The organism is Pseudonocardia cypriaca (genome assembly GCF_006717045.1).
In the GTDB taxonomy this organism is placed as follows: domain Bacteria; phylum Actinomycetota; class Actinomycetes; order Mycobacteriales; family Pseudonocardiaceae; genus Pseudonocardia; species Pseudonocardia cypriaca.
In genome coordinates this window covers 453,828-480,461 of record NZ_VFPH01000001.1, presented here as the reverse complement: position 1 = coordinate 480,461, position 26,634 = coordinate 453,828, and the positions used below count along the sequence as shown (strand labels likewise).

21 protein-coding genes are annotated in these 26,634 nt (G+C 72.4%); 11 read left to right on the top strand and 10 right to left on the bottom strand.

The genetic code is table 11. The features are described from left to right. Positions 1–30: 30 nt before the first annotated feature. From FB388_RS02280 to FB388_RS02255, 6 genes are read left to right on the top strand one after another with little or no spacing between them, the layout of a single operon-like run. On the top strand, positions 31–1,401 hold the full coding sequence (locus tag FB388_RS02280; protein ID WP_170225439.1) for a sugar transferase: 1,371 nt from the start codon (positions 31–33) through the stop codon (positions 1,399–1,401). Next, entirely contained in the window at positions 1,398–2,372 is a 975-nt protein-coding gene (locus FB388_RS02275) for a glycosyltransferase (RefSeq protein WP_142096175.1), read from the top strand. The genes FB388_RS02280 and FB388_RS02275 overlap by 4 nt, the downstream gene beginning before the upstream one ends. Then, positions 2,369–3,418 (top strand): lipid II:glycine glycyltransferase FemX, encoded by a 1,050-nt coding sequence (locus FB388_RS02270; RefSeq protein ID WP_142096172.1) that lies wholly within the window; start codon positions 2,369–2,371, stop codon positions 3,416–3,418. Before FB388_RS02275 ends, FB388_RS02270 begins: the two co-directional genes overlap by 4 nt. 11 nt (positions 3,419–3,429) lie before the next feature. Further along, the gene (locus FB388_RS02265; protein ID WP_142096169.1) at positions 3,430–4,683 is read left to right on the top strand and encodes a nucleotide sugar dehydrogenase; all 1,254 of its coding nucleotides are present in this window, start codon (positions 3,430–3,432) and stop codon (positions 4,681–4,683) included. Then, a complete protein-coding gene (locus FB388_RS02260; RefSeq protein WP_142096166.1) occupies positions 4,680–6,215 on the top strand; it encodes a hypothetical protein in 1,536 nt (511 codons plus the stop codon). The genes FB388_RS02265 and FB388_RS02260 overlap by 4 nt, the downstream gene beginning before the upstream one ends. Next, entirely contained in the window at positions 6,212–7,792 is a 1,581-nt protein-coding gene (locus FB388_RS02255) for a tyrosine-protein kinase domain-containing protein (RefSeq protein ID WP_142096163.1), read from the top strand. The genes FB388_RS02260 and FB388_RS02255 overlap by 4 nt, the downstream gene beginning before the upstream one ends. Positions 7,793–8,136: 344 nt before the next feature. Here the strand turns inward: FB388_RS02255 and FB388_RS02250 are convergent, their stop codons facing one another. From FB388_RS02250 to FB388_RS02220, 7 genes are all read right to left on the bottom strand, one after another. Next, positions 8,137–9,384: a polysaccharide biosynthesis protein gene (locus FB388_RS02250; protein WP_142096161.1), complete on the bottom strand. Its 1,248-nt coding sequence runs from the start codon at positions 9,382–9,384 to the stop codon at positions 8,137–8,139. A 9-nt stretch (positions 9,385–9,393) separates the two neighbouring features. Beyond that, positions 9,394–10,338, bottom strand: coding sequence for an NAD-dependent epimerase/dehydratase family protein (locus FB388_RS02245; protein ID WP_142096158.1), 945 nt, complete (start codon positions 10,336–10,338; stop codon positions 9,394–9,396). Positions 10,339–10,503: 165 nt separating this feature from the next. Beyond that, positions 10,504–11,661: a glycosyltransferase gene (locus FB388_RS02240; RefSeq protein ID WP_142096155.1), complete on the bottom strand. Its 1,158-nt coding sequence runs from the start codon at positions 11,659–11,661 to the stop codon at positions 10,504–10,506. Beyond that, positions 11,654–13,024, bottom strand: coding sequence for a UDP-glucose dehydrogenase family protein (locus FB388_RS02235; protein ID WP_425468519.1), 1,371 nt, complete (start codon positions 13,022–13,024; stop codon positions 11,654–11,656). The genes FB388_RS02240 and FB388_RS02235 overlap by 8 nt, the downstream gene beginning before the upstream one ends. 98 nt (positions 13,025–13,122) lie before the next feature. After that, the gene (locus FB388_RS02230; protein WP_170225438.1) at positions 13,123–13,965 is read right to left on the bottom strand and encodes a right-handed parallel beta-helix repeat-containing protein; all 843 of its coding nucleotides are present in this window, start codon (positions 13,963–13,965) and stop codon (positions 13,123–13,125) included. A gap of 149 nt (positions 13,966–14,114) precedes the next feature. Next, entirely contained in the window at positions 14,115–15,008 is an 894-nt protein-coding gene (locus FB388_RS39775) for an SRPBCC domain-containing protein (protein ID WP_211361730.1), read from the bottom strand. A gap of 78 nt (positions 15,009–15,086) precedes the next feature. Beyond that, positions 15,087–17,699 carry an ATP-binding protein gene (locus FB388_RS02220; RefSeq protein ID WP_142096149.1) on the bottom strand — a complete coding sequence of 871 codons (2,613 nt, stop codon included), beginning with the start codon at positions 17,697–17,699 and terminating at the stop codon, positions 15,087–15,089. A gap of 39 nt (positions 17,700–17,738) precedes the next feature. Here FB388_RS02220 and FB388_RS02215 point away from each other — a divergent pair, with 39 nt between their 5' ends. Both FB388_RS02215 and FB388_RS02210 read left to right on the top strand, forming a co-directional pair. After that, the gene (locus FB388_RS02215) at positions 17,739–18,407 is read left to right on the top strand and encodes a phosphatase PAP2 family protein (protein WP_170225437.1); all 669 of its coding nucleotides are present in this window, start codon (positions 17,739–17,741) and stop codon (positions 18,405–18,407) included. A gap of 33 nt (positions 18,408–18,440) precedes the next feature. Beyond that, on the top strand, positions 18,441–19,745 hold the full coding sequence (locus FB388_RS02210) for a glutamate-1-semialdehyde 2,1-aminomutase (protein ID WP_142096143.1): 1,305 nt from the start codon (positions 18,441–18,443) through the stop codon (positions 19,743–19,745). A 12-nt stretch (positions 19,746–19,757) separates the two neighbouring features. On the opposite strand, the gene FB388_RS02205 is transcribed toward FB388_RS02210, so the two are convergent. Both FB388_RS02205 and FB388_RS02200 read right to left on the bottom strand, forming a co-directional pair. Continuing rightward, positions 19,758–20,492 (bottom strand): DNA-binding response regulator, encoded by a 735-nt coding sequence (locus tag FB388_RS02205; protein WP_142096140.1) that lies wholly within the window; start codon positions 20,490–20,492, stop codon positions 19,758–19,760. Further along, entirely contained in the window at positions 20,456–21,793 is a 1,338-nt protein-coding gene (locus FB388_RS02200) for a sensor histidine kinase (RefSeq protein ID WP_142096138.1), read from the bottom strand. Before FB388_RS02200 ends, FB388_RS02205 begins: the two co-directional genes overlap by 37 nt. A 520-nt stretch (positions 21,794–22,313) precedes the next feature. On the opposite strand from FB388_RS02200, the gene FB388_RS02195 reads away from it, so the two are divergent. Genes FB388_RS02195 through FB388_RS02185 form a run of 3 tightly spaced genes read left to right on the top strand, consistent with a single transcriptional unit; the run spans position 22,314 to position 26,012 of the window. Continuing rightward, the gene (locus tag FB388_RS02195) at positions 22,314–23,777 is read left to right on the top strand and encodes a sugar transferase (protein ID WP_211361729.1); all 1,464 of its coding nucleotides are present in this window, start codon (positions 22,314–22,316) and stop codon (positions 23,775–23,777) included. Between the two features lie 13 nt (positions 23,778–23,790). After that, on the top strand, positions 23,791–24,627 hold the full coding sequence (locus FB388_RS02190; protein WP_142096135.1) for a glycosyltransferase family 2 protein: 837 nt from the start codon (positions 23,791–23,793) through the stop codon (positions 24,625–24,627). Beyond that, entirely contained in the window at positions 24,627–26,012 is a 1,386-nt protein-coding gene (locus FB388_RS02185; RefSeq protein ID WP_142096133.1) for a polysaccharide pyruvyl transferase family protein, read from the top strand. The genes FB388_RS02190 and FB388_RS02185 overlap by 1 nt, the downstream gene beginning before the upstream one ends. Here the strand turns inward: FB388_RS02185 and FB388_RS02180 are convergent. Next, positions 25,960–26,625, bottom strand: a complete 666-nt coding sequence (locus FB388_RS02180; RefSeq protein WP_246122036.1) for a GNAT family N-acetyltransferase — start codon at positions 26,623–26,625, stop codon at positions 25,960–25,962. The genes FB388_RS02185 and FB388_RS02180 overlap by 53 nt on opposite strands. Positions 26,626–26,634 lie beyond the last annotated feature (9 nt).

Here is a 26,634-nt window from a genome sequence, read left to right as displayed (position 1 = left end):
GTGCCCTCGCTGCGGTCCCCCCGTGTGCTGATGTACCACTACTTCGGGGACGCGTCCCACGCCGACCCGGAGCAGCTGTTCGTCAGCGAGGAGGCGTTCGCCGCCCAGCTGCGCTACCTGCAGCGCAGCGGGTGGCGGGCGCTCACGCTCGACGAGTACCTGGCGGCGCTGGACGGAGCCCCGACCCCGCGCCGCTCCTACCTGGTGACGATCGACGACGGGCACGAGTCCGCGGTGCACGTCGCGGCGCCTGCGCTGCAGGCGGCCGGCGTCCCGTCGGTGCTGTTCGTCTGCCCCGACCGCATGGGCGGCCGGGCGGAGTGGACCGCCGCCTACTCGGGCGAGCGGCTCGCCCCTGCCGAGGAGCTGAAGGGGCTGCCCGATCTCGGCATGGAGCTGGGCGTCCACAGCGCCGACCACACCCGCATGGTCGGCATGGACGACGCCACGCTGCGCGTGCACGTCACCGACGCGCGCGACCAGCTCGAGGCCACCACCGGCGTGCGGGCCCGCGCGTTCGCTTACCCGTACGGCACGCACGACCCCGCCGCCCGGGCCGCCGTCGCCGGCGCGGGCTACGACGTGGCCTTCGCGGTGGCGCGTGAGCAGGGCCGGTTCGCGGTCGACCGGGTGTTCGTGCGTAGCGGCGACTCGATGCTGCGGTTCCGGTTCAAGCTGTCCACGGCCTACCGGGTGATCTCCCGGGTCGGCGGGCGGGCCTGGCGGCTGCGGCACGCGGTCCGCGGGCTGGGGGCGCGGCTGCGGAAGGCGACTTCCGGGCGGTTCGCCGCGGCCGTGCGCCGGCTCACCGACATCGTGGTCTCCGGCGCGGCGCTCGTGGCGCTGGCGATCCCGATGCTGCTCATAGCCGCCGCCATCCGGCTCGAGGACGGCGGGCCCGCCCTGTTCCGGCAGCAGCGCGTGGGGATGCGCCGCCGCCCGTTCGAGATGCTGAAGTTCCGCACGATGGCCCCGGGCGGCGACGACCGCGCTCTGCGCGAGCTCATCGCGCGTGAGCTGCGGGGCGAGGACACGGTCGTCGACGGCAGCTCGAAGCTCCACCGCGACCCGCGCGTCACCCGCGTAGGCCGGTTGCTGCGCCGCACGAGCCTCGACGAGCTACCGCAGCTGATCAACGTGCTGCGGGGCGACATGACGCTCGTGGGGCCGCGGCCCTGCCTCGAGTGGGAGGCCGAGATGTTCCCGGCCGAGTACCAGGCGCGGTTCGACGTGCCGCCGGGTCTCACCGGGCTGTGGCAGGTCAGCGGGCGGAGCGCCCTCGGCACGCTCGACATGCTGCGCCTCGACGTCCGGTACGTGGAGCAGCGCACCCTCGCGCGCGACCTGGAGATCCTCGTTCGCACGGTGCCGAGCCTGCTGGGCGGGGGCGGGGCGCGGTGACCACGGTCCTCGTCGCGACGACGGGCGGTCACCTCACACAGCTGCACGGCCTGGCCGAGCGCATCCCGCCCGACCCGGACGCGGTCTGGGTCACGCACGCCAACGAGCAGAGCACCTCGCTCCTGCAGGGCCGCGACGTGGAGTACGTCCCCTACGTCGGGCAGAAGGACGTGCCGGGCGTGCTGCGGTGCATGCGGCACGCCCACCGGCTGTACCGGGAGCGGCGCCCCACCCGCGCCGTCTCCACCGGGTCGGGCATCGCGCTGGGCTACCTGCCCTACCTCGCCGCGCGCGGCGTGGAGTGCCACTACATCGAGAGCGCGGCGCGGGTCGGCGGGCCCTCGCTCACCGGGCGCATCCTGCGCTGGGTGCCCCGGGTGCGCACCTACACCCAGTCCCGCAGGTGGAGCGGCGGGCCCTGGCGCTACGGCGGCAACGGGTTCGACGCGTACGAGGCGGTGCCGGCCGAGCGCGAGCTGGGCGAGCGCGTGAAGGTGGTCGTCACGGTCGGCACGGCGGCCGAGTTCCCGTTCCGCAGGCTCGTGCTGCCGCTGGCCAAGCTGCTGGCCGCCGACGGCCCCCTCGCACAGGCACTGGGCCGGCCGATCGACGTCCTGTGGCAGACGGGCTGCACGCCGGTCGACGACCTCCCGATCACGGCCACCCCGTTCCTGCCCGCCGCCGACCTCATGGGCGCGCTCGCGGAAGCGGACATCGTGGTCAGCCACGCCGGCACCGGTTCGGCGCTCGCCAACCTCGGCGCAGGCCGGTTCGCGGTGATGGCGAGCCGGGAGGCCGAGTTCGGCGAGGCGGCCGACGACCACCAGCGGGAGCTCGCCGACGAGCTGGCCGCGCGCGGGCTCGCCGTGCACCGCGCACCCGCCGACATCACGGTGGACGACCTGGTGGCCACCCTGTCCACGGCGGTGCGGAGGGCGTCCGAGGTGCCGCCGTTCGAGCTGAGACCATGACCGTTCTGACCGTGGTCGCGGCCGATCCCGTCACCGATCCGCGGTGGCGCCGGCTCGCCGCGGGTCCGGGCGCGAGCCTGTTCACCTCGCCGCCGTGGATCAACGCGGTGTGCCGCTCCTACGGCTTCACCCCGGAGGCGCGGATCGCGCTCGACCCCGCGGGTGAGCCGGTCGGGGGGTTCGCCTGGGTCACCGTGCAGGACGTGCGGGGCAGGCGGCTGTCGAGCCTGCCCTTCTCCGACCGGGCCGACCCGCTCGTGGCGGATCCCCCGGTCTGGACCGCGCTGCTGGACGCGGCGAAGACCGGCGACGACCAGCTCACGCTGCGCTGCCTCGACGACTCGGCGGCGCTCGCCGACCCGCGGCTGCGCGCCGTCGGTGCGGCGGCGTGGCACGGCACCCCGCTCGACGGCGGGGTCGACGAGCTGCACCGGCGGATCTCCGGCACGTCGCGCCGCAACATCGCGGCGGCCGGGCGGGCCGGGGTACGCGTGGACGTCCGCGAGGACCTCGACGCGGTGCGCACCTTCCACGGCCTGCACGTCGGGCTGCGCAAGCACAAGTACCGCCTGCTCGCGCAGCCGCGCGAGTTCTTCGAGAACATCTGGCACGAGTTCCACGCCGGTGGACGCTGCCTCACCCTGCTCGCCTCGCTCGACGGCGAGGTGATCGCCGGCGCGATGTTCCTCGAGTGGGACGACGTCATCTACTACAAGTTCGGTGCCTCGGTACCGGAGCACCTGCGGGCACGCCCGAACGACGCCGTCTACTGGACGGGGATCCAGCGCGGCGTCGAACGCGGCATGCGGCTCGTCGACTGGGGCTTGTCCGACCTCGACCAACCCGGCCTCGTCGGGTTCAAGAGGAAGTGGGCGAGCGACGAGCGCCGCATCGTCACATTGCGCTCGGGCACCTGGCTGCAGGCGCCCGAGCAGGAGGAGTTCGGGCGGGAGCTGGGTGAGCTCACCCGCCTGCTCACCGACCCGTCGGTGCCCGACGAGGTCACCGCGCGGGCGGGCGCGCTCCTCTACCGCTATTTCTGCTGAGGGGGAACATCATGACGGTCGTCGTCGTCGGCCAGGGGTACGTGGGGCTGCCGCTCGCCGTGCGCGCGGTGCAGGTCGGCCACCACGTGGTCGGGTTCGACCTGGACAAGCACCGCATCGACCAGCTGCGGCGCGGTGAGAGCTTCATCGACGACATCGGCGACGAGGACATCGCGGCCTGCCTGCGCACCGGCCGGTTCACGCCCACCGAGGACGCGGCCGAGCTCGCGGGCTTCCGGGTCGCGGTGGTGTGCGTTCCGACGCCGCTGCGCGACGGCGCCCCGGACCTGTCCTACATCGAGGAGTCGGCCCGCCTGCTCGCGCCGCACCTGACGCCCGGCGCCTGCGTCGTGCTGGAGTCGACCACCTACCCCGGCACCACCGAGGAGGTCTTCGGCCCGATCCTCGAGGCCGGGTCGGGGCTCTCGGCCGGCACCGACTTCCACCTCGGGTACAGCCCGGAGCGGATCGACCCGAACAACCCCACCTGGCACCTGCAGAACACCCCGAAGATCGTCTCCGGTATCGACGAGGCCTCGGCGGCCGCGGTGCGGGAGTTCTACGACACGATCGTCGACAACACCGTGCCGGCCCCGGGCACCCGCGAGGCCGAGCTGGCGAAGCTGCTGGAGAACACGTTCCGGCACGTCAACATCGCGCTGGTCAACGAGCTGGCCATGTACTGCCACGAGCTCGGCATCGACGTGTGGTCGGTGGTCGACATGGCGGCGACCAAGCCGTTCGGGTTCATGAAGTTCACGCCCGGCCCGGGCGTCGGCGGCCACTGCCTGCCGATCGACCCCTCGTACCTGTCGTGGCAGGTGCGCCGCTCGCTCGGCCGCACGTTCCGGTTCGTCGAGATCGCCAACGACGTCAACGACAACATGCCCGCCTACGTCGTCTCCCGGGTCACGGAGCACCTCAACCGCAGGAAGCTCGCGGTCAACGGCAGCCGGGTCCTGCTCGTCGGGCTGACCTACAAGCGCAACTCCGGCGACGCCCGCCAGTCCCCCGCCCTGCCGGTGGCGAACCGGCTCGCCGAGCTCGGCGCCCAGCTGTCCGCGATCGACCCCAAGGTCACCGCGGCCGACGTGCCCGCAGGCGTGGAGCTGGTCGAGTGCACGCCCGAGGTCCTCGCCGCGTCCGACGTCGTGGTGATCCTCACCGACCACGACGACGTCGACTGGGAGCTCGTCGAGCGCCACGCCGACCGCGTGCTGGACACCCGCAACCGGATCAGAGCCGCCGGGGTGGACCTGCTGTGAGCCGGATCCGGGCGTTCGACGCATGGCCGTGGCTGCTGGCGGCGGTCGGTGTTGGCGCGCTCGCCGTCGTCCAGCCGTTCGCCGCCGTTGCGGCCGTGGTCGTCGTCGGGGCCGTGACCTTGGTGTTCGCGGCGCCCGCCGCGGCCGCCGGGGTCACCGTGGTGGCGGTGCTCTTCGTCCGCCCGCTCGAGCACCTGGTACCGATCACGCAGCTGGGCTACCTGGACGAAGGACTCGTCCTGCTCTGCGGCATCGTCCTGCCGCTGCGCCGGTTGCTCGCGCGCCGCGCGCTGCGCTCGTTCCCGGGGCAGTGGTGGTTCCTCGGCTTCGCCGTGGCCGGCCTGCTCAGCGGCCTGTTCCTGGGGGTTGAACCGGCCACGTTCCTCCTGGGCGGGGTGGTGGCGTGCAAGGGGCTCGTGTTCGCGTGGGCCGTGGCCCAGGTCGACTGGGAGGAGCGCCACCTGCGCGTCACGGCCGCCGTGGGCGCGCTGGTCATCGTCTTCTGCCTCCTCGCCACGGGGGCCAACTTCGCGTTCGAAGGCGCGTGGAACGCGGTCATGGCGAGCGACATCAACGCCATCGAGGGGCGTGGCTTCCTGCCGTCGCTCATCGGGCCGTTCAGCCACCCGATCGACCTCGGCCAGATCATGACGCTGTCGGCGATCGCGCTCACGGCGTGGCGGATGACCGTGCGCAAGGGGCCGTTCACGTTCACGCTGCTGATCGCCACTGCCGCGGCCGCGCTCCTGACCGCTCGCCGGACGGCCATCACCAGCCTCGTCGCGGCATGGCTGTGGGTGAAGGCGGCGGGGCGTTCCACGGGCGTGCTGCTCGCCGTCGCCGTGTGCGTGCCCGTAGCGGCCGTCGTGCTCGCCACCCCGCTCGCCACGGTCGTCACGGTCACCTACGACGAGTACCTCTCGCCAGAGGCCGACCCCGCGGCGCGCACGGTGCTGACGGTCGACTCGTTCGGCGTGGCAGCCGGGTACTTCCCGGCCGGGGCCGGGTTCGGCCGGTTCGGCTCCGCGATCGCGGCATCGACCTACAGCCCGGAGTACCTCGAGCGCGGTTACCCCTCGATCTGGGGTCTCGGCCGCACCGCCGAGGACGGGCGCTTCCTCACCGACACCGAGTGGCCTGCGATCATCGGGGAGACCGGCTACCTCGGCGCGCTCGCGTTCGTCATCGGCATGATCCTGATCTACCGGGCGAGCTGGCGGCTGTACCGCTCGGGGGCCTCGCCGCTCGTCCGGTGGGCCGGCCTCGTGGCGGTCGGATGGACGGTCGCGACCGTCGTGCAGTCCATCGCCACGGTGACGTTCACCGGCCCGCCGATCTTCGGCCTGTACTTCGGCCTCGTCGGGATGGTCGCGGCCCTGTCCGCACGCCGGGAGGAACCGGATCCGGACCGACGGCCTCCTCACACCGAGGGTGCCATGCTGATCACTGCATCGGCGGGACGCGCTTCAACGTCGCTTGCGCGCCTACACTCCGACACTGCAACGGGTTTTGATTCCCGGGGGCGAACATGACCGTTGAACGAGCGATGCGCATGCTCCGCGAGCGCTGGGGAATCGCGGTGCTCTGCGTGCTGCTGGGCCTGCTGGGCGCCGGGGTGGCGACCTATCTCACCCCGCGCGCCTACAGCTCGGACGTCACGCTGTTCGTGTCCTTGCAGGGGCGGGCCGAGTCGTCGGACGACGCCTACCAGGCCGACCGGCTGGCCCAGGCGCGGGTGCAGTCCTACGTCCCGCTCCTCACCGACGAGCGGATCACGCAGCCGGTCATCGACAGGCTCGCGCTCGCCATGACCCCGGCCGAGCTCGCGTCGCGGATCACCGTCACCGTCGAGCCGGAGTCCACCGTGCTCACGGCAGCGGTCCGCGACGCCACACCCGACGGCGCGGCGGCGATCGCCAACGCCGTGGCGGCCGAGTTCGTGGGTCTCGTCGGGGAGCTGGAGCAGCCGATCGGGCCCGCCCCGCCCCCGCCGCCGCCCGGCCAGCCCGCGCAGGAATCCACCCGGATCGGCGTCCAGGTCGTCCGGCCGGCCGTTGCGCAGCCCGCGCCCGTGTCCCCCGACGTGCCGTTCAACCTGGCGCTCGGCGGGGCGCTCGGCCTGCTGATCGGGATCGCGGCCATGGTCGTGCGCGACATGCGCGACACCTCCGTCCGCTCGGCGGCCGACGTGGAGGAGCTGGCGGAGGTGCCCGTCCTCGCGGAGATCGCGCACGACCGCCGGGTGCCCACCCGCCCGTTGCTGGTGGACGACCCGTTCGGGTCCCCTCGAGCGGAGGCGTTCCGGAAGCTGCGCACCAACCTGCAGTTCCTGAACGGCGTGCGGGGCCGGGGCGTGATCGTGGTGACGAGCGCCCGGGTGGGCGAGGGCACGTCCACCACTGCGTGCAACCTCGCCATCACCCTCGCCGAGGCCGGCAACCGCGTCCTCCTGGTCGACGCCAACCTGCGCGACCCGGGGGTGGCCGACTACCTGGGCGTCGACTCGATCCCCGGTCTCGTGGACGTCCTCGCCGGCCGGATGGTGTGGCCGTACGCGCGCAAGCCGTGGAACCGGGGCGGGTTCGACGTGCTCCCGGCCGGCTCGGTGGCCCAGGACCACAGCCAGCTGCTGTCGTCGTTCGGGCTCGCCGACCTGCTCGCCGACATGCGCAACCACTACCACTTCATCGTGGTCGACACCCCGGCGCTCCTCCCGGTGTCCGACGCCGCGGCGGTGGCCGCACGGGCCGACGGCGTGGTCCTCGTGGTGCAGCACCGCCAGACCTCGAAGGAGCAGGTCGCCGCGGCCGTCGCCGCGCTGCGGTCGGTGTCCGCGCGGCTGCTGGGCACCGTGCTCACCATGCGCAGGGGCCGGCCCGGCCCGGACGCGCGGCTGCCCTCCTACCGCACTCCCCCGCCGCCGCCCCGGCGCGACCTGCCACCGGTGCCGATGCCCGTACGCCCCGAGATCACCAGCCCACCGCTGGGGATCCCGCAGGCGATCCCGGAGCAGGGCACCAACGGCAAGTCACACGGGGGCGACCCCGAGCCGGCGGCCGGGCACGCCGACGGCTCGACCAGGCGGCCCTCGCCGACACCACGGTCCTGACCTCGGACCGGCGCTGCGTCCCGCGGAACGCGCTCGCGCTCATGATCCGGTGTGTCGGTTGTCCATGGCTGCGGTGACAGCGATGGACAACCGATACACGCGATCTTGGTGCGCAAGATCTGCTGTATCGGGCGTTCATGGTTGTGGGGGCAGCCATGGGCAACCGCTAGTTCGGATCATGGCGGCGGCCATGTCCGATTCCGCTGATCTTGCCCGGATCGCTGGGGGCGTTGGGGTGGGAACGGGACCACAGCCACGAGAGCACCGACTGCGTTCCGCGGAACGCGCGCGAGAAGGCCCGTCTCGCGGATGACCTGAGCGATCGACCGGCCCAGGACTCGACGTCAGCGCAGCTCGTACCCGATCGTCTGCGGCACGGCCGTGCGCAGCAGCACGACGTAGACCCCGGCCATCGTCCAGCGCAGCAGCAGCGTGGCGATCACGATGCCGATCGGGCCGAGGAGGAGGAAGAGGACGGTGTCCAGCACGGCGTTGAGGACGGCGGTGGCGGCTGCGATCCCGAGCATCCAGCGCTGCCTGCGCGCCACGACGAGCAGGCGGGTGCCGACGACGTTGAACACGTGCGCGGGGAGCGACAGCATCACGATCGCGCCCCACAGGAAGCCCTGGCCCCACGACTCGGGCAGCAGGCCGGACGCGAGTCCGGCGAGGCACGCCAGCGCCCCGCCCGCGGTGAGCACCGCCGTGACGATCCCGAGCAGCCGCCCGTCGCGGCGCAGCAGCGCCGAGGCGTCGGCGGGCGCCATCGTCGGCAGGCGGGCCCACGCGCCGACCCGCCGCACGAGGAACGCCATGTTGACGAACTGCGCCGCCGCGTACATCAACCGGTCCGCGATCTCGTAGCTCGAGACGGAACCCGCGCCGGACGCGGAGAGGTACAACCGGTCGACCGCCGGGCCGAGCTGGGTGACCCCGGACGACGTGGCCTGGGCGACCAGCCCGAACGGGGTCAGCGCCCCGTCGGCGGCGCCCGCCTGCTGCGCGCGCAGCCGTCGCGCCGCCACCGCGAGTACGGCGGCCCTGGCCGCCTCCCCGGCCGGCAGCATCGCGGCCACGGCGACGAGCGGCGCGTCCCACCACACGGCGAGGAGCACGGCGGGCAGGAGCGTGCGCATCGCCTGCACCGCGATCGGCACGGTCGGGCCGCCCCTCGCGATGCACTCCCCGGACAGGATGCTCGCCACCGCCGCGAGGAGCGGGGCCGGTGCCACGGCGCACGCGAGCACGAGGAACTCGGCCCGCGCGGGCGATCCGGCGGCGTAGGCCAGCGCGAGCGCGGGCACCACGAGCACCGTCACAGCGCCGGCGAACAGCAGGACCTTCCGCCGGTAGTCGCGCAGCGCACCGGGCGCCGGGTTGCGGTCCCGGCCCAGCACCCGCCCGTACTCGGCGATCGTGGTCAGCTCCACCGAGGAGCTGACGATCACCGAGACCGTGATCGCCACCGACGTCGCGAGCAGCAGCACGTCCGAGGCGGCGGGGGTGAGCACGAGCGCGGCGACGAACGGGAACGTGAACCCCGGTAGCGAGCCGACGATCGCCGCTACCGCGGTGTTGAGGTCCTTCCTCACCTCACCTGCTCACGTCAGTACGGAAGCGGCCCACCGGTACTGCTCCGCGAGCCCCTCCCGCAGCGGGACGGTCGGCGCCCAGCCCGTGGCAGCCTCGATGGCGGCCGTGCTCCCGCCCGTGCGCTCGACGTCGCCCGGCACCGGGTCGCCCCTGCGGACGGCGGGTGTGCGGCCCGAGATCTCCCCCAGGAGCTCGATGACCTCGTTGACCGTGGTGGAGGTGCCGCCTGCCACGTTGAACACCGCACCCGCCGGGACGTCGGCCGTGGCCACCCGCAGGTTGGCCGCGACGACGTCGTCGACGTAGGTGAAGTCGCGCACCTGCTGACCGGTGCCGAAGACCGGGATCTCGTCACCGTCGCGGACGGACGTGCAGAAGCGGGTGAATGCCATGTCGGGCCGCTGCCGCGGGCCGTAGACGGTGAAGTAGCGCAGCGACACCGTGGGCAGGCCGTAGTTCTGGGCGTACAGGACGCAGAGGTGCTCCGCGGCGAGCTTGGTGACGCCGTACGGGGAGAGCGGCTGCGGCCGGTCGGTCTCCTCGGTGGGGTAGCGCAGCGCGTTGCCGTAGACCGAAGAGGAGGACGCGTAGACGAAGCGGGCGAGCTGCGGCGCGCGCAGCGCGGCCTCCAGGAGCTTCTGGGTGGCGCCGACGTTGCCGTGGAGGTAGTCGTCGAAGTCGGCGCCCCACGACTTGCGCACCCCCGGCTGGCCCGCCTGGTGGTAGACCACCTCGACGTCGGCCAGCAGGGCGGCGAGGTCGACCGCGTTCAGGTCGGCCTCCACGACCCGCAGTCGCGGGTGGTCGATGTCGCGCAGGTTCTCGCGCTTGAGCCGCGGGTCGTAGTAGTCGGTGAGCGCGTCGACGCCCACGACGTCGTGGCCGTCGGCGAGCAGGCGGCGCGCCAGCGTGCTGCCGACGAACCCGGCCACGCCCGTCACGAGTGCACGCACTAGTGCCCCCCACCGGAAGTCCGTTGCGTATATCGGCGGATCCAGCTTTCCGCTGGGTGTGCCGACGGGCCGGCCTCGTACCGGGCGTACTCGGCCGGTACGACGGTGCGCCCAGCGGGAAGCTGGGCCGTCGAGATATGTGTCGGGCTTCCGGTGGGGGGCACTTTAGGCCGCCGCGAAGAAGACGTCCCGCACGACGCGGGGGGCGGACAGGTCGGCCACCGCGGCGGCGACGTCGGCGCGGTCGAGGCCCTGCGCGGCGCGGATCGCGGCGGCGAGCGCGGCCGCGTCGCGCCCGCGCACGAAGCCCGAGACGCCCTCGCGAACCAGCCCTCCGGTGTCGCTGCCCTCCGTGACCACCGCGGGCAGGCCGGTGGCCATCGCCTCCACGAGCACGCGGGGGAAGCCCTCGTAGCCGGCGTGCGAGGTCATCAGGAAGACGCCCGACCGGTTGCGCGCCTCGGCGACCTCGGCCGGGCCGAGCCGCCCGCGCAGCGTGACGCGGCGGGCGACGTCCGCGGGCAGGGCCGCGATCTGCCGCTCCAGCTCCGGCCGCAGGGTGCCGGACCCGATCACCTCGAGCGTCCACGGCTCGTCCGGCCGTTCCTGCGCCAGGCGCGCGAAGGCGCGGATCGCGAGCCCCGGGTCCTTCGGGGTCTCCAGCCTGCCGACCCAGACCACCGCGTACCGGTGGTCGCCGCCCGCCGGCCGGGTGATCGCCGGGTCGAACCAGGTGGGCGCGGAGACCGTGTGCGGGTTCCAGCCCCGCACCTTCTCCGCGTACGCCGGGTTGAACACGAGCACCCGTTCCGCGCGGCGGGCGATCGCCCGGTCCAGCCGCTCGTGCAGGCCGCCGGTGAACCGCCAGTAGGAGTCGGACGTGGGGCCGAGCAGTCCGCGTTCCTGCGTGTGGATGCAGTACACGAGCGGGCTGCGGAACAGCAGCCGCGTGAACAGGCCGACGTCGACGCGGTGGGCCTGCACCGCCTTCGCCTTCGGGATCGCCCGCCGGTAGCGGAGCAGCCCCAGCACGAGCCGCAACGAGTGCGGGATCAGCCCCTTCGGCTTCGTGGTGTCGACCCGGGCGACCGGCAGGAACCAGACCTCCCGGTCACCGCGGCGGTGGCGCTCCCAGACGCCCAGCTTGCGGCCGGGCGTGCCCAGCTCGTCGATCCCGACCACGCCGAGCTTGACGCCGTCGGGCGCGTACTCGAGCACCCCGCGGATGCAGGTGTCGATCCCGCCGATGGTGACCGCGCGGCCGACGTCGTACTGCTGGACGACGAGCCGGTCGATCTCCCCGTCCTTCGGTGCCTCATACATCGGCCGTGCTCCCGGTGGTCTCCGCCATGCGCGGGGGGCGCCCCACCGCGGACCAGGAGAAGCCGGCGCGGCGCAGGACGTCCGGGTCGACGATGTTCCTGGTGTCGAGCACGAGCGGCCGCTTCACGACGGTGGCGAGCCGCCGCCAGTCGAGGCCCCGGAACTCGGGCCATTCGGTGAGGATGACGATCGCGTCGGCGTCCTTCGCGGCCACGTACGGGTCGTCGACCACCGTGAGCAGGTCGCCGTCGAACGAGGAGTCCTCGGCCGTGATGGCCGGGTCGAACGCCAGCAGCTCGGCACCCGCCTGCCGCAGCTGGGCCGCCACGGCGAGCGCGGGCGAGTCGCGCAGGTCGCTCGTGCCCGCCTTGAACGCGAGCCCGAGCAGGGCGATCCGGGCGCGCGAAAGCGACCCGTTGCGCTTGCCGGTGACGGCGGCCTGGATCTTCTCGACGATCCGCCTGCTCTGCCGCGTGTTGGTCTCGATGGCCGCGCGCAGCAGCCGGAACTCGAAGTCGACCGAGTCGGACAGCTGCAGCAGCGCGGCGGTGTCCTTGGGCAGGCACGACCCGCCCCAGCCCGGACCGGGCGAGAGGTAGGACTGCCCGATCCGCTTGTCGTAGCCGAGGCCCTCGGTGACGTCCGCGACGTCGGCGCCCAGCCGCTCGCACAGCTCGGCGATCGCGTTGACGTACGACAGCTTCGTGGCGAGGAAGCAGTTGGCCGCGTACTTGATCATCTCGGCGCTCGCCAGGTCGGTGAGCACCGTCGGGGCGCCCAGTCGGGCGTACAGGGCCGCGACGCGCTCCGCGGCGTCCTGCGCGTTCGAGCCGACGATGATGCGGTCGGGGTGCAGGAAGTCGTACACGCCGGAGCCCTCCCGGAGGAACTCCGGGTTGCTCACCACGGCGATGTCGGGCCGGTCGATGAGCTCCGCGGTGCGCTCGCCCGTGCCGACCGGCACCGTGGACTTGTTGACCACGATCGCTCCGGCGGGCAGCACCTCCCGGACCTCGTCGATCACCGCCTCGACGGCGGAGAGGTCGGCGATGCCCCCGATGCCCATCGGGGTGGGCACGCACACGAAGAGCACCTCGCACTGCGCGCCGTCGCGGCGCAGCTCCTCCAACGCGGTCCGCGCGCCGGTGACGAACGACAGGCGGCCGGCGGCGAGCATCTCGCCGACCATCTCGCCGAGCCCCGGCTCGCGGATGTCGATCTGCCCGGCCTGCAGCCGCTCGACCTTCGCGCGATCGACATCGGCGCAGATCACCCGATGGCCGAGCGAAGCCAGGCACGCACCCGTGGTGAGACCGACGTACCCGGTCCCCACCACCACGATGCGGCGTGCGAATTCCGACACCAGCGTCTCCTCCCCCGTCAACGCAGGTCATTGCTGTTTTCGCGCCCGCGCAGAGTCACGTTACTGCTGGGACGCGTCACTACAGCGCGTTACCGCGGCTACTCCTCGGCGGGCGGGCCCTGGTAGCCCTCTTCCACCGTGTCGTCGTCGAAGCCGACCTCACGCCCGTAGCCCTGGCCGATCCGGTTGTCCTTCACGACGACACCGGTCGACCCCTGCCCGAGGGCGAACGCCTTGTTGCCCTCGCCGACCATGTCGTTGTTGCTGATCGTGACGTTCTGGACGTCCTGCACCGAGACCGACTGCGCCTCGGCGTGCGAGTCGCAGTAGTTCCCGTCGAACACCCAGTTCTCGCTGACGCCCTCTCCGGAGCCGTCTTCGACGTCCGGGCCCTCCGCCATCAGGCACTGCGCCCGGATCCCCTCGCAGCGGTTGCCCTGGATCAGGACGTCGGAGCTGCCCGGCCCCGACGTGGCGAACGTCTGGATGCAGTCGATGTGCGAGTCGCCGATGTCGGTGGTGCCCTCGAGGTCGTACACCCGGTTGTTGAGGATCTTCGTGCCGTCGCCGAAGAAGCGCATGGCGTCGAGGTCCTCGCCCACGAACCTGACCTGGGTGATCTCGTTGTTCTGCACGGTGATGTTCTCGCCCTGCACCCAGATCCCCGTGCTGGAGGCGCCCCGGGACACGAAGCCGTCGACGATCACGTTGTCGGCCCGCACCTGGATACCCGGCACCACCGTGCCGTTGCCCCGGTAGGTGACCGGTGCGTCCGGCGTGCCACCGGTGTCGATCTCCAGCGGCTCGTTCAGCTCGCCGGAGAAGCACACGACATCGCCCGGCGCGGGCTGCCGATCGGGGTCGAGGCACGGGCGTTCAGATCCGGGCGCTCCCCCTGGAGGTGCGCTCGTGCACGCCGCGAGCGCGCCCACAGCGATCACCAATGCAACCAGAAATCTCGGGACCTGTCCCACTCCCGCCCCTCCCCCTGCCCGAGAGCACTGATTCCAGCGTCCTCGGCCCACCCTACGGGTGACGTGAAGGCGATTGGTCCGAACCGGTGACCCGAACCTGAACCCCAACTGAGAAGTCATCCCGCGCCGAACATAGCCACCATCTTGTCGAGGCATTGCTCCAGGCCTGCCCGGGACACGTCCCGCGCCTCGGCGGTGCGGTACCCGAACTCCCGCACGGTCAGCTCGGTGCGGCCGTCCGCGACCGGCCGGAGCGTGACCTCGTGCCGCACCGCGCGCGGCACGCCCGGCGGGATCGACTCGGCGGGCAGCAGGGCGCGGTCGGCGTCGGTGAAGTCGAGCTCGAACTCGAGCCGCTCCGGCGGCACGACGGCCCGGTAGGTCCACGTGTTGTAGAGGTCCTGACCGCCGTGCTCCGCGGGAGCGCGCATGCAGACCAGCGAGGTGCCGCCCACCCGCACGTCCAGCTCCGCGCGCGGCGAGCTGAAGCCGGTCGGCCCCCACCAGCGCCTGACCAGCTCGGGCTCGGTCCAGGCCGTCCAGGCCTCCTCGACCGGGGCGTCGAGCACCCGGGTGACGACGACGTCGTAGGTCACGGGCCCGCGACTGCTGATCTGCTGCACCGACCACTGGTTGCCGTCCGGGTCGCTGAAGTGCACGAACCCGACGTTGTCGAGCGCGTCGCCGTCCCGGACCGGGCGGAACGAGCCGCCGTCGAACACCACCACGCCGCTGTTGTCCACCCCGCCCTCGACGAGCCGGTCGTGCGCGGCGTGCACGTCGGGGACGACGAGCTGCAGGCCCCGCAACGATCCCGGCGGCACGTCGAACATCCCGCTGGAGATCTGGATCGAACACTCGGATCCGGGGGGCGTGAGCTGGACGAAACGGGTCTTCTCGTCGACCGTCGTGTCGAAGTCGACGACGAACCCCACCTGCTCCGCGTAGAACCCCTTCGCGCGCTCGACGTCCGCCACCGGCACCTGCACCACTTCGAGCGTCCACTGCATGGTCTGCCTCCTCGTTCTCCCTCCCCGGAAGGGTGCCGAAGAGGGACGGCAGGCGGACCCGTGGCGACCACGGGTCCGTCACGCGGATGCCACGTGCTCCAGGAGCGCCACGGTGGCGGCACGCTCGAACCCGGCCCCGATGCGTTCGAACCCGGCGGCCGCGGCGGCGAGCGCGTCCCGGTCGCCGTGCAGCCGGCCGGTGGCGCGCGCGAGGCACGCCGTGGCCCAGGCGTGCCCGGCCGTGGCGGACTCCGCGGCCGCGAGCCGGTCGGCGGCGTCGGGCCGGCCTGCGACGACGGCCAGCTCGGCCTGGGCGGCCACCGCGTACGGCAGGTACCGGCCGGTCGTCGGCTCGGGGACGGTCGCCGCGCGGCCGAGCTGAACGGCGGTCCGCGCAGCCGTGAAGACGCCGAGCGGCGCGTGCTGCAGGTGGAAGACGTTCGTGCCGCTCGCCTCGGCCGCGCGCACGTTCCACACGGCGGCTCGCTCCTCGTCGCCGGACAGGCCCCACGCGAGCGCCACGAACTGCGCGGCCACCGGTAGCCACACCGCGGGCGGGCGGCCCGCCCGCTCCCAGCCCGCCCACATCGCGGGCGCCTCGCGGCGGGCCCACTCGAGGTCGCCTGCCAGCACGAGCGCGGGCAGCACCGTGCTGAGCGACAGGTGCGGCGCGTCGCCGTGCACGTCGGCGTCGAGGATCCGGCGGGCCACCTCCAGCGCGGCCGCGATCTCCCCGACCGCGACCGCGTCGGCACAGGCGACGGCGAGCACGTCCTCGATCTCGGCCGCTCCCCCGGGTTCGGCGGGGTCGAAGGCCGCGAGGAGCGCCAGCCGCTCGGTGGAGAGCCGGTGCGCCTCCCGCAGGTCGGCGCCGACGACCGCGGCGCCGCGGAGTGCCCCGAGTGCCGCCGAGAGCAGCATCGCGTCACCGGTCCGGCTGGCCGCCGTGACGGCCTCCTCGGCGAGCGGCCGGTCGGGCGCGAGCTTCTGCGGTCCGGCGTTCCAGGCTCGCGCGACGGCGAGCCGGGTGGTGGCGACCTGGTCCGTGCCGTCGCAGGCCTCAGCCGCGTCCGCGAGCAGCGCGCACAGCCGCTCGTAGGGCACCTCGACGGCGAACGTGGCCGGGCAGCGGCAGGCCAGGTCCACCGCGAGCGCGAGCGCCGTCGCCCTGCCGTTCCCGGCAGCGGCCTCCCCGGCCGCCACCAGCAGCTCGAACGCGGTGCCCGTGTCGTGGCCCACCTCGGCGCACTCGGCTGCGGAGCGCAGGTCGCGGGCCCGCTCCTCCGGGGTGGCGGCGTGCGTGGCCGCCTGCTCGTAGCGCAGGCGCGCCTCCCGGAGGAAGCCCCAGGTGTGGGTGATCCGCCCGAGCGAGCGCGCGAGCCGGTGAGCCGCCGGATCCGGACCCGGCGGGAAGGACGCCAGCGCGTCGCGCAGGTCGTCGAGCACGAGGTCCACCTCCGCGCGGCTCGCCCCCGCCAGCGCCGTGGCGCGCTCGACCGCCCACAGCCGGTAGCGGTGCCGCACGTCCGCGGTCTCGCCCGACTCCCTCAGCCTGTCCGCGGCCACGGCGCGGATCGTCGCGAGCAGGCGCCAGCGGCCCTTCTCGTGCACCACCAGGCTCTTGTCCACGAGCCGGCCGAGGAGGTCGGCGGCCGCCGGGAGCGCGACCCCGCCCACGGCTGCCGCGGCCGGCAGGTCGAACGCCCCCGCGAAGACGGCCAGCCTGCGGAACAGGTCCCGCTCCTCGGCGTCGAGCAGGTCGTGGCTCCAGCCGATCACCGCCCCCAGCGACCGGTGCCGCACCTCGCGACCGCGGCCCCCGGTGAGGAGGCGCAGGTAGTCGCCGAGGCCGGTGAGCAGGCCGGGGGCGCCCAGCGCCGCGCTGCGGGCCGCCGCGAGCTCGATGGCGAGCGGGAGCCCGTCGAGGCGGGCGCACAGGTCCGCGACGGCGGCCGGGTCGACGGGATCGGGCGCGCGGTCGGCGAAGAGCCGCTCGGCGTCCGACCCCAGCGGAAGCGGCCCGACGGCGACCACCCGCTCCCCCGGAACCGCGAGGCGCTCCCGGCTGGTGGCGAGCACCGTGACGGTGGGGCACGCGGCGAGCAGCCGCTCGACGAAACCGGCGACGGCGTCGACGACGTGCTCGCAGTTGTCCAGGACGAGCAGCGAGCGGCCGCGGGCGAGGCGCCCGGCGATCGCGGCCTCGAGGGGCTGCTGGGGCCCCTCGGCCACTCCGAGCGTTGCCGCTACGGCCTGCGGCACCGAGTCGGCGCGGGCGGGCACGAGGTCGACGAACGCGCCGCCGAACGGGAAGGCCGCCGCGCCGGCCACGACCACCGCGAGCCGCGTCTTGCCCACGCCGCCCGGGCCGGACAGCGTCACCAGGCGGTGCTCGGCCAGCGCGGCGAGCACCGCGGCCTGCTCCGCGGCCCGCCCGACGAACGACGTGCGCGCGGCCGGCAGGCCAGCCACCCCGCCGGGCGGCGGCGCGGGGCCGGCCTCCGGGCCGACGAGCGCGGCCAGCTCCCGCCGGTCGGCCACGCCGTACTTGCGCAGCAACGACGAGACGTGCCCCTCGACGGTGCGCACCGACAGGTGCAGCCGCCCGGCGATCTGCGCGTTGGAGAGGTGCGCACCCACGGCCGCGAGGACCTCGGCCTCGCGGCCGGACACCTCCACCGGCTGAGACATCCGTCCATCATCGCCGACCGGCGCGGTAGCTTGGACGGGGTGACGGCCATCTCCCCGCGCCCGGAGAGCGCGATCCTCCCGCCCGCGCTGCGCGCACCGGCCGCTGCCGTCTCGGTGCTGGCGCTCCTCGTGTTCGGCGTGTTCGCCGCGCGGTACGCCGACGACTCCTCCGCAGGCCGCCTCGACCGGCGCGTCCAGCGGATCGTCGACGCGTCCGCTGACGGACCGTCGCTGCCCGACGTCGTGATCCGCCTCGGCAACCCGCTCAGCGTCGTCGTGCTCGCCGTGCTGCTCGCCGCACTGGCGCTCGCGCTCGGCCACCGCAGGCTGGCCGTGCTGGCGATCGTGGGGCCCGGGCTCACCGGGGTCGCCACCACCACCCTCAAGCCGGTGATCGGACGCACTATCGAGGGCGGCTTCGCCTTCCCCAGTGGCCACACCGGCGGGGCCACCGCGCTCGGCGTGGTCGCCGCTCTGCTGCTCATCGCGGTGCTGCGCACGGCCACGGGCATCAGCGCGCTCCTGCTGTCGGCGGGGGCACTGGTGTCCGGGGGCGCGATGGCGCTCGTGCTGGTCGGTAACCGTATCCACTACCCGACCGACACAGTGGGCGGGTTCTGCGTGGCCGTGGCAGTGGTGCTCACCAGCGCGCTGGTGATCGAACGGTGGCCCTCGATGGGGAGGGCGATCGGCCGCGGTCCATCATGAGCCGGGAGGACTCACGACGACGAAGGTGGACGCATGACGGACCCGTCCCTGCCGAAGTCGGCGGCGCTGAACGCCCGCCTGCACGCAGCGGTGCCAGGCGGCGCCCACACCTACGCCAAGGGTGACGACCAGTACCCCGAGAACCTGGCGCCCGTGATCTCCCACGGCCGCGGCGCCCACGTCTGGGACGCCGACGGCAACGAGTACATCGAGTACGGATCCGGCCTGCGCGCCGTGTCCCTCGGCCACGCTCACCCCCGCGTCGTCGAAGCCGTCCGCAACGAGCTCGACAAGGGCACCAACTTCGTCCGCCCCGCCGTCATCGAGGTCGAGGCCGCCGAACGCTTCCTCCAGAACGTGCCCACCGCGGACATGGTCAAGTTCACCAAGAACGGCTCCGACGCCACCACCGCCGCCGTCCGCCTCGCCCGCGCCGCCACTGGCCGCACCCTCGTGGCCTTCTGCCGCGACCAGCCCTTCTTCTCCACCGACGACTGGTTCATCGGGTCGACGCCCATGAAGGCGGGCATCCCCGGCCAGGACATCGTCACCTTCCCCTACGGCGACCTGCCGGCCCTCGAAGCGCTGCTCACCGAGCACGAGATCGCGGCTGTGATCCTCGAGGCCGCCACCCAGACCGAACCGCCCGCCGGCTACCTCGAAGGGGTCCGCGAGCTCGCCACCCGCCACGACACCGTCCTCGTCTTCGACGAGATGATCACCGGCTTCCGCTGGTCCGAGCACGGCGCCCAGGGCGTCTACGGCGTCACCCCCGACCTGTCCACCTTCGGCAAGGCACTCGGCAACGGCTTCGCCGTCTCCGCCCTCGCCGGCAAGCGCGAGCTCATGGAACGCGGCGGCCTCCACACCGACCACGAGCGCGTCTTCCTGCTCTCCACCACCCACGGCGCCGAGACCCACTCACTCGCCGCCGCCATCGCCGTCATGGACACCTACGCCGAGGAAGGCATCGCCGACCGCCTGCACAAGCTCGGCGACCGCCTCGCGGCAGGCGTACGCGACGTCGCCGCCGACGCGGGCGTCGCCGACCACGTCCAGGTCAGGGGGCGCGCCTGCAACCTCGTCTTCGCCACCCTCGACGCCGACGGCAAGCCCTCCCAGCCCTACCGCACCCTCTTCCTCCGCCAGCTCCTCGGCGGAGGCGTCATCGGCCCGTCGTTCGTTGTCAGCGCCGCACTCACCGACGACGACATCGACCGCACCGTCGAGGTCGTCTCCCAGGCCTGCACCGTCTACCGCAAGGCGCTCGACGCGGGCGACCCGACGCCGTGGATGGGTGGGCGGCCGGTCAAGCCGGTGTTCCGCCCCTTCGCCTGAACAATCGGGTGCTCAGGCACTGCGTCCGTTGACATCGTACTGGTGGCGGAACATCGCGACCGCCTCCAGCTGCGACCCGACCTCCAGCTTGGTCAGGATCGACCGGATGTGGGTGCGCACCGTCGGCATGCTCACCACGAAGTGTTGGGCGATCGAGGCAGCGCGTTTTCCCTCCGCGAGCAGCTCGAGCACCTCGAGCTCGCGCGGGCTCAGGCGCGTCAGCCGCCGGGCGTGCTCGCGCTCCTTCGCGACGTGGCGCCGATGGCACTCCACCCAGTCCTCGTACTCGTCCCTGGTCATCACCGACTCACCGCGCGCCGCGGCGCCCACATTTCGGAGCAGCTCGGCGAAGGACCGCGACTTGGGGACCGAGCCGATGGCTCCGGCGACGATCGCCGCTGCGATCGCCGGGCGTTCGATGCTGCCGCTCACCACCAGCACCTTCCACCCTCCGGAGCGCAGGCCCTCAACGAGGTCGGTGCCGTTGATCAGGCGGCCGCCGGCGTCATGGCCGAGGTCGAGGTCGAGTACGACCAGGCCGGGCGGCCCTTCCACGTGGCCGAGGAAGTGACGCACGAAGGCAACAGGGAGGGTCCGAGCGTCGAATCCCTCGTTGCGAAGCGCCATCGTCAGCGAGGTGCTGAACAGCTCATGGTCGTCGATGACCAGGACGGGGTAGCCGTTGCCAGACCCGTTCCCGACTTGCTGCACTACGCACCTGCCGCGAGAAACGGGCGCGGAGCGCAAGCCGGCTCTGCCGGCAGCCTGACGACTATCGTGCAGCCGGGGCCGCGCGGCGTCGGCGAATGAACGGCGATCGAGCCACCGGCATCCTCGAGGATCCTTCGACAGATGTGCAGGCCAAGGCCCGTCCCGCCGGCTCGCTCGTCACGCACCCATGGCTCGAACACGGCTTGCTCGCGACCGGGCGGCACGCCCGGCCCTTGGTCCCGCATCCGGATCACGATCTCGTCGCCGTCGCGAAAGGCGCTCAGCTGCACCGGACTGCCCGGGGCGTGCCGGGCGGCGTTCTCGATCAGGTTGGTCACGACCTGAGCGAGCTCCGCTGACGATCCGACAGCGCGCAGCTCGCGGTCCGCGTCGAGACGGATGTCCATTCCCGTCACCAGACGCAGAGCGACGAGCCCCTCGAGCACCGGGCCGACGGCATAGGTCGATCTCCGTGGCGGTCGCCGATGGTCGCCCGGTGCTTGCAGCAGCTCCTCGAGCCGGCACAGCTCGGCGGCTACAGCGCTCGTCAGCCGCGGATCCACGCTGTCGGAGCTCATCAGGCTCGTCGCACCGGCGAGGCCGGCTAGCCCGTTGCGCAGCTCGTGGTCGCGTACGGCGCTACGAGCGAGGCAGATCTCCGCCTGCTGAAGCTCCGCCTCGTGCGCGGCCTGCTCGTCGCTCAGCCGGTTGAGGGCGTCGCCCGCCAGGCGCAGTGTCCCCCACAGCACCAGGCCCACTGCGAGGAAGTGAACGGTCGACCAGGCGAGGCCCAGCTCGACCTCCGGTGAGAAGCCGGCGAGGACCCGTCCGGCGTCCGCGATCCCGAGCAGCGCGAGCCCGCCTGCGACGTGCCACACGGGCCACGCCCGCTGCTCCGCCGCGAGCTCCGCGATTGCGGTGGCCACACCGGTCCATGCCAGCGCGACCACGAGGCCCACCGGCTGAGACGCCGCGATCGCCAGCGCCGCCGCCGGGAAGACGGCAGCCAACACGCCGGCTGCGCCAACCATGCCGGCGCCACCGAGCGCCACGACGGCGGCTCGCCGGCCGGACGGCGGCGCCGGTGCGACCAGCGCAGCCAGGAGCAACACCACGACCGCGCAGCAAACGAGGATGTGCACGACCTCGACGACCGACCCGGGGGCGATATCGAGAGTGTCGATCATGGTCGTCGGGATCACGACGAGGCTGTAGCAGCCGAGCACCGTGCTCAACCAGCCGGTCCGACTGTCAGCGGTCAACCGTGCGGCCAGCAGCGCCAGCAGAGCGGCCGCGGCGCCTCCGACGGCCGTGAACAGAGCCAGGACCAGCGCCACGCGAGCAGGCGGCAGCTGACTCTGCAGCGGTGAGAACGCCACTGCCACGATCGCGCCTGCCGCGAGAACGAACAGGACGCGACGGACGACGCGTCGTACGGCCGGGCTCGAGGCGAGCAGCCGGACCGGCCTCACGATACGGGACAACCACATCGACGATCCCCCTGACCGAGGTAAGCGTCTCGTCCAGCATCACTCGTGGGGATCGACCTGGGCGTTAACCAGCGGTGCACGCCGCCGCCACCGCCACCACCTGCACCACGGAGGCGCAGCCGGAGCGCCCGTAGATGCGACGGCGCACCCCGCGTGGACGGGCGAGGCCGTGCAGCATTCCGTGACCGCGGCGATACGTGCTGCATCGGCCTTCACCAAAATTGACGACGTGCGACCACCTGCCCCGATGCCGTCAATTGTGACGATTCATCGGCGTGGACCACACTGCCAACATCGGGTCGTCCGTCGGGGGCAGTACCAGTGTTCCGGCATCCACTGATCGGGGCCGCCTGGAAAGGTAGCGGTTGTGACGTACGTGCAATCTTCGCCGAACAGCCCCACGCGAACGCCGCGGGCCTTCGGAGCGACACCTGCCGCCGACCGGCCGTCCGACCTGCTCGAACGTGACACACCAGCAGCTCCCGAGAGCAGCGTTCGGCGCATCTCGCATCGCATTCGGGCGTGGATGGTCGTCCTTCCGGTCGATGCGGCGATGCTCCTCGTTCCACTGCTGTGGGCCCCACAACAGCCGAAGGCATTCATTTCGACCGCAGTTCTTGCAGTACTGATGTGCAACGTCGGCGGGCACTTCCGGGCTCGCCTACATCTGAGCGTTCTCGATGACTTGCCGCAGCTCCTTTCCAAGATCCTCGTGTCTGCCGGTGTCGTCGCGACAGCCATCGCCCTGCGGCACGATCAGCAGGCCGTGACCACGTTCCTACAGAACGTCGCAATCGGGATGGGACTCGTCGTGGCCGGCCGGATCGCGACCACCGGGCTCGCGCGCTGGGCCAGAAGGCGACGGATCGCCCGCCACCCGACCGTGCTGGTCGGCGGAGGGCCGCTCGCGGCCGAGATCGCCCAGATCCTCACTCGGCAACCGCAGTACGGGCTGCACCTCGTTGGGTGCATCGACAACGAACCGGCATGCGCCGCCAGCGCCGTCACCCGCTGGCTCGGCAAGCTCGCCGACCTCGATGAGGCGGTCCGATCAGGGCATGCCGACGTCCTGATGGTCGCGGACGGCGACGTGCCCGAGCCGGAGCTGCTCACCGCCGTCCGCACGCCGACCTGCGAACCCTGCGACCTGCTTATCGTCCCTCGGCTGCACTACTTCCGGACCCAGGCCGGAACCGCCGATCACATCGGCTCGATCCCCATCATGCGAATCCACACCCCGAAGCTGCGCGGGCTGGCGCGGGTGATCAAACGCACGATCGACCTGGTGCTCGCCGGCTTGACCCTGGTGATCTCAGCACCGGTCCTCGGGGCGGCCGCGCTCGCCGTCCGCATCGAGGGCGGCCCTGGCGTCATCTTCAGCCAGCCACGGGTCGGCCAGAACGGCCGGCTGTTCAACTGCCTGAAGCTGCGCACGATGCGACCCGCCGACGAGGAGGATGCGGCGACGACCTGGTCGATCGCGGCCGACGACCGCGTCGGACCGGTCGGCCGCCTGCTCCGCCGGACGTCCATCGACGAGCTGCCACAGCTGTGGAACGTCCTGAGGGGCGACATGACCCTCGTCGGGCCACGCCCCGAGCGGCCCCACTTCGTCGACAAGTTCTCCTCGGAGTTCGAGCGTTACGCCTATCGGCACCGCGCCCAGGTCGGATTGACCGGATTGGCTCAGGTGAGCGGCCTGCGCGGGGACACGCCCATCGCCGACCGGGCTCGATTCGACAACTACTACATCGAGAACTGGTCGATATGGCTCGACGTCAAGATCCTTTTCCGGACGATCGGGGAGGTCTTCCTCGCCCGTGGCCGATGAATTCCGGGGTGTCATGATTCCGCCGCTGTCAGTGTGCGTGCCCGCCTACAACTCCGCCCGCACGATCGACGAGACGCTGCGCTCCATCCTCGACCAGGACGTCGACTGCGAGGTGGTGGTGTTGGACAACGGCAGCGACGACGGGACGGGCGACATCGCCCGCTCCTTCGCCGACAGCCGCATCCGAGTCCACCGCAACGAGGTCACGCTCCACATCGGGGCCAACTGGAACCGGGTCGTGGAGCTGTCCGGCGGGCGGCTCACGAAGATCGTCTGTGCCGACGACGTGCTGTGGCCGGGATCGCTGGCCGCCCAGCTCGACCTGCTGCGCGACCCGGCCATCGCCATCGTCTCGTCGAGGTTCGACGTCATCGACGAGGAGAGCGCGGTGAAGGAGTCCGGGCTCGGGATACCGGGACTGGAGGGCCTGCAGTCACCGCGTGCACTGATGAGCACCATCGTGCGCCAGGGCCCGGCGGAATTCGGACCGACTGCCGCGGCGATGTTCCGTCGTGAACATTTCGACCGGGTGGACGGGCTCCGGCCCGACCTCGTGTTCCCCATGGACGTGGACCTGTTTGCTCGGGTCACAGCGTTCGGCGCGTTCTTCGGGATGCCGGAGAGCACAGCTGCGTGGCGGAGCTCGACCTTCAACCTGTGCAGCCGCAGCTCGAGCTGGAGCAAACTGTCGGAGATGCTGTACTTCCACCACCGCCTCCGCCGGGATCACCCCGAGTACGTGCACGCGTCCGATGTGCTCGCCGGTGATGTCCGGTTGGTACGAGCGGGCCTCGAACGCCTGAGGGTGCGGTCGCAGGTCGCGGTGACGACACACCTCGTGAAGGCGTGATGGACAGGACTGGTATCGCTCCCGCATCGAACGAGACCCGCGTCCTCGTCGAGAACGGGGAGTACTGGCTCAACAACAAGGGTGATCTCGCCATCCTCGACGTATCCGTTCGCCGGCTCACCCGACAGTGGCCGAGCGCCCGCGTCGGCGTGCTCACGTTCGCACCCGGGCTGCTGCGGGCGTACGAGCCTGCGGTGGAACCCATCTGCTACCAGCGCGGCGGGGACTGGCCCCGGCGGTCTCCCCGGCGGCTGACCGGCCGACGGGTCCCCGAACTGACCGGGCCTCTGTTCAACGCGTGGGACGCCGCCACGGCCCTTCCCGGTCGGGTCGCCCGACGGCTGCAACCCGCTCACCGTTCGGTGGACCGGACGGGGTCCGGGCGGGCGGACAGGGAGCGACCCGCGCTCCGACGCGAGGGCGGCCGGCTGCCGAACGCGCTGGCCGACGCCACGGCAGTGATCGCCATCGGCGGCGGCTACCTGACCGACGTGGATCGTTTCCAGACCGAGCGCACCCTCGACCTCCTGGGGTACGCCACCACCCACGGCATCCCTGCCTTCCTCATCGGGCAGGGCATCGGGCCGCTCGGCGACGAGGCCCTGCTGCGACACGCCGCGGACGTCCTGCCACTGGTCGACCTCATCGCGCTCCGCGAGGGCCTGCGCGGTCCGGACCTGCTGCGCCGGCTCGGCGTGCCGGCCGACCGGGTGATCGTCACCGGGGACGACGCGGTCGAACTCGGCTACACCGTGCGGCCCCGCGAGCTCGGCAACGACATCGGGGTGTGTTTGCGGGTCGCCGACTACTCGCCGGTCGACACCCGCATGCGCACGGCTCTCGCCGCGGCGGTCCAGTCCCTGGCGGCCGAACGGTCGGCAGCACTGGTCCCGCTCATCATCTCTGAGCACGCCGCGGAGGACCGACGCGCGACACTGCCCCTGCTCGCAGGCTCAGCCGCGACCGCCGCACCGTTGGGCCGGTTCGCGAGTGCGCGATCCCTGTGCCGCCAGGTCGGACGGTGCCGCGTCGTCGTCACGGGCGCGTACCACAACGCGGTCTTCGCTCTCTCCCAAGGGATCCCCGTCGTCGGGATGTCGACGTCGCAGTACTACGACGACAAGTTCAACGGGCTGGCGGCGATGTTCGGGGACGGCCTCGATCTCGTCCGGCTCGACGGCGAGGACGTCGAGGACCGGCTGCGGCGGTCCGTCGAGCGGATGTGGCACGAGGCACCGCGGCTGCGGGCCTCGCTGCTGGACGCCGCCGCACACCAGGTTCTCGCAAGCCGGGCGGTGTTCGACCGGATCGTCGGGATCGTCGACGGAAAGGTCAGCCGGCAGCCGACGAACGACCCGCCGTCGCCACCCACGTGTCGGCTGTGATTGCCCACAGGTCGTGCGGCATGCGCCGCCCTCCTACATCGAGGTAGCTCGCCATCGTGCCCTCCCGGCACATCCCGAAATGCCGCACGGCCAGCGCGGCGGCGACGTTGTCCACGCAGACCGGCGCGGTGATCCGACGCAGCCCCATCGAACCGAAGGCATGGTCGGCAAGGAGCTGGCCGGCGGCGCGCATGATCCACCGCCCGGCCAGGGTCGAATCCAGCCAGGCGCCGATCTCGGCGCTCCGGGCACCGGTATCGATGCGCTCGAGGTTGAACTGGCCGGCGAATGCGCCGTCCACCTCGATGACCAGCGACAGGCTCCGGCCGACGCGCGCGTTCGCGCGTCCGCTGAGCACCTCTTCCATCCACGCCCGATCGGAATGGCGCTCCTCCCACGACAGCGTGGACGACAACCAGAACGGCTCGATCAGACACCGGTCGCGCAGCCGGATCGAGCGCCAGGCCTCCACGTCGGAGAAGCGCGGCGGACGGAGGACCACGACGTGTCCGCCCGCCGTCACGGGGCCGAGCCGGAGGCAGGAGCCCCTCGAGCGGTGGACACGCAGGCTGTGCCGGATCGGCCGCGAGTAAAGCCTGCCGGCGGCGAGCACGACCGCCAA